Source organism: Streptomyces sp., assembly GCF_019510245.1.
GTDB lineage: Bacteria > Actinomycetota > Actinomycetes > Streptomycetales > Streptomycetaceae > Streptomyces.
In genome coordinates this window covers 22,619-28,942 of record NZ_JAEKKT010000222.1, presented here as the reverse complement: position 1 = coordinate 28,942, position 6,324 = coordinate 22,619, and the positions used below count along the sequence as shown (strand labels likewise).

The 6,324-nt window shown below is 73.6% G+C and carries 4 protein-coding genes and 2 pseudogenes; 3 read left to right on the top strand and 3 right to left on the bottom strand.

Annotated features, from left to right (window positions below; translation table 11 throughout):
- Positions 1 to 13: 13 nt before the first annotated feature.
- Positions 14 to 771, bottom strand: a pseudogene (locus tag JF597_RS44220) (IS5 family transposase).
- A gap of 145 nt (positions 772 to 916) precedes the next feature.
- On the opposite strand from JF597_RS44220, the pseudogene JF597_RS44215 reads away from it, so the two are divergent.
- Positions 917 to 1,108: pseudogene (locus JF597_RS44215) on the top strand (antibiotic biosynthesis monooxygenase); the annotation flags it as partial.
- Positions 1,109 to 1,114: 6 nt separating this feature from the next.
- Here the strand turns inward: JF597_RS44215 and JF597_RS44210 are convergent.
- Positions 1,115 to 2,332, bottom strand: coding sequence for an FAD-dependent oxidoreductase (locus JF597_RS44210; RefSeq protein ID WP_294010165.1), 1,218 nt, complete (start codon positions 2,330 to 2,332; stop codon positions 1,115 to 1,117).
- 162 nt (positions 2,333 to 2,494) lie between these two features.
- Positions 2,495 to 3,439 carry an RNA polymerase sigma-70 factor gene (locus JF597_RS44205; protein WP_294010162.1) on the bottom strand — a complete coding sequence of 315 codons (945 nt, stop codon included), beginning with the start codon at positions 3,437 to 3,439 and terminating at the stop codon, positions 2,495 to 2,497.
- A 212-nt stretch (positions 3,440 to 3,651) separates the two neighbouring features.
- Between JF597_RS44205 and JF597_RS44200 the strand changes: the two genes are divergently transcribed.
- Positions 3,652 to 5,808 (top strand): SpoIIE family protein phosphatase, encoded by a 2,157-nt coding sequence (locus JF597_RS44200; RefSeq protein ID WP_294010160.1) that lies wholly within the window; start codon positions 3,652 to 3,654, stop codon positions 5,806 to 5,808.
- Between the two features lie 32 nt (positions 5,809 to 5,840).
- Positions 5,841 to 6,272, top strand: coding sequence for an HIT family protein (locus JF597_RS44195; RefSeq protein WP_294010157.1), 432 nt, complete (start codon positions 5,841 to 5,843; stop codon positions 6,270 to 6,272).
- The last annotated feature ends 52 nt before the right edge of the window (positions 6,273 to 6,324 follow it).

The following is a 6,324-nucleotide window of genomic DNA, read 5'->3' as shown; positions in this document are numbered from 1 at the left end:
CTAGGGTCCGTCTTCAAACGGATCTTGCCCAGAGCAGGAATGACGCGAGTGTGATCGCTGCTTCGTAGGAGGCGGCGGTCTTCTCGTATCGGGTGGCAATTCCACGGAAGCCTTTGAGCCGGTTGAAGCAGCGTTCGACGACGTTGCGCTGGCGGTAAACCTGCCGGTCGAACGCCGGTGGCCGCCCGCCGCGACGTCCGCGGTTGCGCCGGTGTCGCTGCTGGTCGGTCTTCTCCGGAATGGTGTGTCCGATGCCGCGTTTGCGCAGGTAGGAGCGGAAGCCCCGGGAGCTGTAGGCCTTGTCTGCGATGACCTGGTCAGGTCTGCAACGGGGTCGGCCTGGGCCGGTGCGAGGGACGCGGATGCGCTCCAGAAGAGGGCGCGCGCAGATGCTGTCGTGGCGTTGTCCTGGCGTCACCAGGACTGCGAGCGGGCGCCCCTTGCCGTCGCAGGCGACGTGGATTTTGGTGGTCAGTCCGCCTCGGGATCGGCCGAGGGCGTGATCGTCCGGTTCGTCCGGCCGATGGTGCCCCTCTGCTGAAGAGCCCGCGTGAACACGCCGTCCAGGGCGTAGCGGCGAAAGCGGGTGTAGACGGTCTGCCACGGGCCGTAGCGTTCCGGCAGGTCACGCCAGGAGATCCCGGTCCGGATCTTGTAGACCATCCCGTTGATGACCTGCCGGTCCGACACCCGCGGCCGGCCCGTCACAGCCCGCGGTATCAGCGGAGCGAGTAACTCCCACTCCTGATCGGTGAGTTCATGACGACGTATCACCCCGCCATGATCCACCACCCGATGATCTTTGAAGACGGACCCTAGAACTGCCCAGTTCTGGTTCTCTAAGTTCCGCCACTGTGCGCGAGAGACCAAGTCATCTTCGCTCATGGTTCGCAAGGTACATCCGCACACCCTGTGCCCGGTCGAGGGGACCGACCAGTATCTGGTGTACACGCGCTGGAAGGACGAGGAGTCCTTCCAGGCGTGGATGGAGGGGCCGATGAAGGCCGCGCACCAGGGGGGTGCCGAGGGTGAGCGGCCTAAGCCGGCGGCTTCCGGGTCGACGTTGTGGTCCTTCGAGGTGGTGCAGTCGGCGGGGCCGAAGGGCTGACACCCGTCAGGCCGGTGTCGTGGCCGTGAGGGGTGCGTCCGACCGGGCGGCGTCCGGTACGACGCGGCGGCGCCGGGACGGGAGGCCGAGCATCGGGTGGGCCACGGCCCAGGCCGCGCCCTTGCAGATCAGTTCCTTGTAGAGGGCGGCGGTCCGGCCGGTCAGGGCCGCCCGTACGGCGCGGTCGTCGGCGGTGACGTACTGGATGAGGCCCTGCCTGCGGCCCAGCGAGACGCACTGGTTGACGTAGCGCAGCGGGGTGTTCGGGAGCTTCCCGCCGGTCAGGCGGGCCGCGATGGAGTCGGCGGCCTGCCAGGCCATCGGGAGGCCCGAGGCGCAGGACATGCGCAGCGGGTTGCCGGCCGGGCCCGTCGCCTGAGCCGCGTCGCCGACGGCGTACACCTCCGGGTGCGAGACCGAGCGCATGGTCCGGTCGACGACGATCCGGCCCGCGTCGGTGACCTCCAGGGCGGTGGCCCGGGAGAGCGGGTGGACGGCGAAGCCGGTGGTCCACACGGTGACGGCGGCAGGGACGGACGCGCCCTCGGCCGTGGTCACGTGGCCGGGCGCCACGGCGGTGACGGCGGTGTGCTCGTGCACGGTGACGCCGAGTCCGTCGAGGACCTTCCGCAGGTGACCGCGCCCCTTCGGCGAGAGCCAGTCGCCGAGGGCGCCGCGGGCGGCGAGGGCGACGTCGAGGTCCGGTCGGGCCTCGGCGATCTCGGTCACGGCCTCCAGACCGGTGAGTCCGCCGCCGACCACGAGCACCGGCTCTCCAGCCGCCAGGGCGGCGAGGCGCCGGCGCAGCCGGAGCGCTCCGGGGCGGCTCGCGATCTGGTCGGCGTGCTCGGCGGCGCCGGGGACGCCCTGGTCGTCCCAGGCGCTGCCGAGGGCGTACACGAGGGTGTCGTACTCCAGTTCCTCCGGCTCCGGTACGCCGTCCTCGGCGGCGGGGACGGTCGTGACCGTCCTCCGGTCGACGTCCACCGCCGTGACCCTCGCGAGCCTCAGCCGCACGCCGGTCCCGGCGAACATCTCGGCGAACGGCCGGGGCCGCAGTTCCTGGCCGGTCGCGACCTGATGCATCCGGACGCGCTCGACGAAGTCGGGTTCGGCGTTGACGAGGGTGACGGCGACGTCTTCGCGGCGCAGCCGCCGGGCGAGGCGGCCGGCGGCGACGGCTCCGGCGTATCCGGCGCCGAGGACGACGATGCGGTGCTGCATGTCGGTGCTCCTGTCATCCAGCTGTTCAGCGGGTCGCCCTCTGAACCGGGCGGCCCGCCGTTTCCTGACAGGAGGACGGTGTGAAGCACCTCACAGCACGCCGCAGCAGCTCGCGGCACCTCACCGCAGCTCGCAGCCGCTCACATCGGAGTCGGCGGCGCGTCAGAAGAGGCGGAGCAGGGGTTCGCCGTGGTCGGCCGCCGCCCACTGCCTGGTCGCGCGCTCCAGCTTGTCGGGGTTGACCTGGTTGCGGAGCGCGGCGATGCCCTCGGTGGTGATCTCCAGGCACATCACGCCGAAGACCCGGCCGTCGACGACCGCCACCAGCGCGGGTCCGCCGTTGGCGGTCGTCCCGTACAGGTCGACGGAACCGCCGGCCAGCGCACGCTGCGCGGGGCCGGGCTTGAACAGGCCCCGCATGAACGTCGCGACCGCGACGGCGCCCTCGAACGCCTTGGCCCGCGCCGGGACCTTCCCGCCGCCGTCACCGACCGCGACGACGTCCTCGGTGAGCAGCCGGACGAGCGGCTCGGTCCGGCCGCTGGTCGCGGCCGCGAGGAACTCCTCGACGACCCGCCGGGCGGCGGCCTCGTCGACCTCGGTGCGGGCCCTGCCCTGCGCGACGTGCTTCCTGGCCCGGTGCAGGATCTGCTGGCTGGTGGCCTCGGTGAGGTCGAGGATGCGGGCGATCTCCCGGTGCGGGTAGTCGAAGGCCTCCCGCAGCACGTACACCGCGCGCTCGGCCGGCGTGAGCCGCTCCAGCAGGACCAGGACCGCGTACGACACCGACTCCCGCCGTTCCGCGGTGTCGGCGGGGCCGAGCATCGGGTCGCCGGCGAGCAGCGGCTCGGGGAGCCACTGGCCCACGTAGGTCTCCCGCCGGGCGCGGGCCGAGGTGAGCTGGTTGAGACACAGGTTGGTGAGCACCTTGGTCAGCCAGGCCTCGGGGACCTCGATACGGCCGGTGTCGGCGGCCTCCCAGCGCAGGTACGTGTCCTGCACGGCGTCCTCGGCCTCGCTCGCGGAGCCCAGGAGGCGGTAGGCGATGGCCGCCAGACGCGGCCGGGCCGCCTCGAACCGGTCCACGTCGGTCATGGTCAGGGCCATGTGCCGGATCCTAGCCCGCACGCCGCGCGCCGTACCGGCCCGGTGGGGACGGCGGCGGGCGCCGACGGACGCCGACGGACGCCGATGGACGGTATTGCCGTAAGAAAGTATGTGCATATTGTCGTGAATGAGTGGTATACGCCGCCGTAACGGGTCCGGGAGGCTCCGTGCGGCGTCCGCCGCCCTGCGCACACGACCGGAGGACGAACATCATGCGGCTCCGTGCCCGGCCCAGTGACGACCTCACGGTCGACGATGCCCTGGGCGCGGCGCTCGCCGACATGGTGCGCCGGACGGGGGCGGCGATCGGCGGCGTGTACCTCGTCGAGGAGCCGGCCGGGATGCTGCGCCTGGTGGCGGTGTGCGGGGTGCCCGTCGGCTTCACCGTGCCCTGGCAGCGGCTGCCGCTGACCGCACCCGTCCCGGTGGCCGACGCGATCAGGGAGGACCGCGTGGTGTGGGTCGGCTCCCAGGACGAGATGGCGCGCCGTTACCCGCGGGCCGCGACCGTCCTGCCGTACCCCTTCGCGCTCGCCGCCGCCCCGCTGCGCGGGGTGCACCGCCACTGGGGCGGGATCGTGCTGATGTGGCCCGCCGACCACGCGGCCCGGGCCACCACCCGCGAACGCCACCACATCATCGCCAGCGCCCGCAGGCTGGCCCGGCTCCTGGACGACTCGCCGGTGCCGCCCGCCGTCCCCGACCGGCCGCATGTCGTACCCGTGGACGCCCAGCGCCACCCCGCCCAGACCGCGCTGGCCGCCGTCGACTTCCTCGACCGGCTCCCGGACGGCGCCCTGGCACTGGACCTGGAGGGCAGGGTGACGTTCATGTCCGCCCCGGCCGCCCGGCTGCTGGGCCGGGACGCCGACCGGCTGCTGGGCACCCGGCCCTGGCAGTCCCTGCCGTGGCTGGACGACCTGAGGTACGAGGAGCGGTACCGGCTGGCCGTCATCAGCCGGGCGCCGGTCTCCTTCAGCGCGCTCCGCCCGCCGGACCAGTGGCTGACCTTCCACCTGCACCCGGACGCCAGCGGCATCAGCGTGCGCATCATCGCCGGGGAGGAGACGGCGGAGGCCGCCGGGACCGGGCGCGTGGGGGCCGTCCCGAGCGGGCGCGCGGAGCCCGCCCCGACCACGCCCGGACGCCTCTACCAGCTGGTCCACCTGGCGGCCGCGCTCACCGAGACGGTGACCACCCGGGACCTCGTCGCGCTGATGGCCGACCAGATCCTGCCGGCGTTCGGCGCCCAGGGCTTCGTGCTCAGCATCGCCGAAGCGGGCCGCCTGCGGATCGCCGGGCACCACGGCTACCCCGCCGACGCCGTCGAACGCCTCGACGCCCTCCACCTCGACACCTGTGTCACCCCGGCCGGCCAGGTGCTGGCGAGCGGTGTCCCCGCCTTCTTCGGCAGCCCGGCCGAGCTGGCCCACAGCTATCCCCGGGCACCCCGGATCAGCGGGAAACAGGCGTGGGCCTTCCTCCCCCTGCTCATCTCGGGACGCCCGGTCGGCTGCTGCGTCCTCTCCTACGAACGCCCGCACGCCTTCACCGCCGACGAACGCGCCGTCCTCACCCCGCTGGCCGGTCTGCTCGCCCAGGCCCTGGACCGGGCCCACCTCTACGACACCCAGCACCACCTCGTCCACCAGCTCCAGCAGGCACTCCTGCCGCGCAGCCTCCCCTCCGTGCCCGGCCTCACCGTCGCCACCCGCTACCTGCCGGCCGGGCACGGAACCGACGTCGGCGGCGACTTCTACGACCTGCTCCGCCTGGACGACACCTGCGCGGCCGCCGTCATCGGCGACGTGGAGGGCCACAGCATGGCCGCGGCCGCCCTGATGGGCCAGGTCCGTACCGCCATCCATGCCCACGCCACCGCCGGCGCCGCCCCGGACCAGGTCATCGCCCGCACCAACCGGCTGCTCGCCGACCTGGCCTCCGACCTCCTGGTGACCTGCCTCTACGTCCACCTGGACCTGGCCCGCCAGGAGCTGACCCTGGCCGGCGCGGGCCACGTGCCGCCGCTGCTGCGTCCGGCGGCCGGCCGGGCCCACCCCCTCCACCTCGACCCCGGCCCACCGCTGGGCGTCGACGCCTGCGCCCGCTACCCCCTCACCCGCGGCCCGCTCCCCGCGGGCGCGGTCCTCGCCCTGTACACCGACGGCCTCGTCGAACGCCCCGGCACCGACGTCGGCCACGCCACCGCCGGCCTCGCCGAGCACCTCGCCCGTGCGGAGGTCGGCGACCTGGAACGCCTCGTCGACGGCCTCGTCCGGCAGGCCTGGCCGACCGGCGGCCACACCGACGACCTCACCGTGCTCCTGCTGCGCACCGGGGGCCCGCACGTGGGGACCGGGACCCCCTGACGGCCGCTCGGGGCGCGGGGGATACTCGCCGCATGCCGACGCTCTTTTCCCGGATCCTCGCCGGAGAACTGCCCGCCCGGTTCGTCTGGCAGGACGCCGAGGTGGCCGCGTTCCTCAGCATCGCCCCGCTGACCCCGGGGCACACCCTGGTGGTGCCCCGGCGGGAGGTGGACCAGTGGACCGACGCGGAGGGCGACCTGCTGGCCCGCTGCGTCACGGTGGCCCAGGCGATCGGCCGCGGGGTGCGGCGGGCCTGGGACGCGCCCCGGGCCGGTCTGGTCATCGCGGGCTTCGAGGTGCCACATCTGCACATCCATGTCGCGCCCGCCTGGGGCATGGCCGAACTCGACTTCTCCCGGGCCCGCATCGAGAAGGACGAGGCCGCTCTGGACGACGCCGCGGCGCGGCTGCGCACCGCGCTGCGCGAACTCGGGTTCACCGAGCAGGTGGCGGCCGGCGGCTGACCGGACCCGTCGGCGGGCGGGCCGCGAAGACGTCGTGCGCCCGCCGGTCGCC

Coding starts and splice junctions, on each gene's coding strand:
- JF597_RS44210 (WP_294010165.1), bottom strand. CDS start 2,332: ATGCAGCACCGCATCGTCGTCCTCGGCGCCGGATACGCCGGAGCCGTC.
- JF597_RS44205 (WP_294010162.1), bottom strand. CDS start 3,439: ATGGCCCTGACCATGACCGACGTGGACCGGTTCGAGGCGGCCCGGCCG.
- JF597_RS44200 (WP_294010160.1), top strand. CDS start 3,652: ATGCGGCTCCGTGCCCGGCCCAGTGACGACCTCACGGTCGACGATGCC.
- JF597_RS44195 (WP_294010157.1), top strand. CDS start 5,841: ATGCCGACGCTCTTTTCCCGGATCCTCGCCGGAGAACTGCCCGCCCGG.